General features: G+C 33.3%; 1 protein-coding gene. It reads left to right on the forward strand.

What is annotated here, in order from left to right:
* The first annotated feature begins 95 nt into the window (after positions 1 to 95).
* Positions 96 to 599 carry a hypothetical protein gene (locus tag H2672_RS19240; protein ID WP_186674010.1) on the forward strand — a complete coding sequence of 168 codons (504 nt, stop codon included), beginning with the start codon at positions 96 to 98 and terminating at the stop codon, positions 597 to 599.
* Positions 600 to 646 lie beyond the last annotated feature (47 nt).

Below are 646 nucleotides of genomic sequence, written 5' to 3' on the forward strand. Positions count from 1 at the left end.
TTCAACTAACGGGGCAGGTTAGTTGAACAAGATGGTTAAATCTGATGTGAAGATATAAGAGTTATTTTTGATTTTTAAGGAGGGATTTAAAGCAAGTGGAGAAAAAGTCGAATAAAATTTTAGTTTTCACTATTGTTCTATCCATCTTTTTAAATCTAATCTTTGCTATAAATTATTTTGTAGTAAAACAAAATAAAAAGAGCGATTTAATACAAACGGTACAGACTATCTTATATGAACTTCATAATGCAGATAGTCTCTTAAATGATGGAAACGATAGTACATCCGATTATGAAACACGTATTATTTTAGCAACATTAGAAATAACAAAAAGTAGAAGTTTGGTTGATACGCACGCGAAAGATTTGCCTCGGAATTTCGTTTCCTGGATTGGTGGAGTAGAATTAGGGCTAAGTAATGGGGCTCTCGGAGTGGATGAAAGTGGCTTTAGAAGTTCTGTACAGGACTTGAAAAATTTTAATGATGGGTTCGAAAAGGAAGCTCAAAACTTACAGCAAAACCATACTGAAATATTGAAAATCATTGAAGATGTCCTAAGTAGCCAAGAATATATGGGAGACAATTACATGAGTAAATAGTATTTACAACGGGCGTATGCTTCACTTTTTCTTCTTCAACTAACGGG

Source organism: Sporosarcina sp. BP05, from assembly GCF_014282005.1.
Lineage (GTDB): Bacteria > Bacillota > Bacilli > Bacillales_A > Planococcaceae > Sporosarcina.